The sequence below is a fragment of the Alcanivorax sp. HI0044 genome, from assembly GCF_001634945.1.
Window position 1 is genome coordinate 1 of the sequence record NZ_LWEZ01001962.1, and the last position, 660, is coordinate 660.

At 53.8% G+C, this 660-nt stretch carries 1 protein-coding gene; it reads right to left on the minus strand.

From position 1 onward, the window contains the following. The coding region (locus tag A3730_RS32400; RefSeq protein WP_197477750.1) for a hypothetical protein at positions 1-660 on the minus strand (660 nt) is incomplete at both ends.

Here is a 660-nt window from a genome sequence, read left to right on the forward strand (position 1 = left end):
GATTGATCAGGCCTTCACCGAGGCTGGCCACCACATCGGACAATAAATCTTCAATCAGATCCACAACCGGATTAAGCAGCGAGCCCAGGGGAATACCGCCAAATTGGCCGGTTTCCAGCAATGTTGCCTCATTGATCGTTATCCCCAGATCCAGACCGGACAGGCCATCACCAAGCTCCTCGTGAGACAGATCTGAACAACCCTCTACGGGGTCGCAATAGAGGTCATAACGAGGATCCAGCACAACGGTTTCTTCCACTCCAGGAACAGAACCATCCACTTCCGCATTGAGATGCAATAACGGCCCCAGCTTCAAAATTCCGGAAAGAAGTTGTAGTTCGCCGACATCGGCATCAAGCGCCGCAGGCTGCAGATTTCCGTCACTATCCAGCGAACCCGTAACGATACGCGCCACTTCCCTTTCCAGGTTTACCGCAAACTCAACGGTGTTCTGAGCCCCTTTGGCACACTCCGCTGACACCAGAGCCCCTTCGCCACCACCAGCATTGACCGACAGGGGAATATCCAGATCTGCCAGCGAAAACTCTACAATTCCCAACAGACCGATAGGCAATATTTGTGCGTTGGCGGAAAGCTGCAGGGTCACATCCGGTGCGTAGAACTGCGTTTTCCAGTTGCCATCCTGATCCTGCCTGGCTG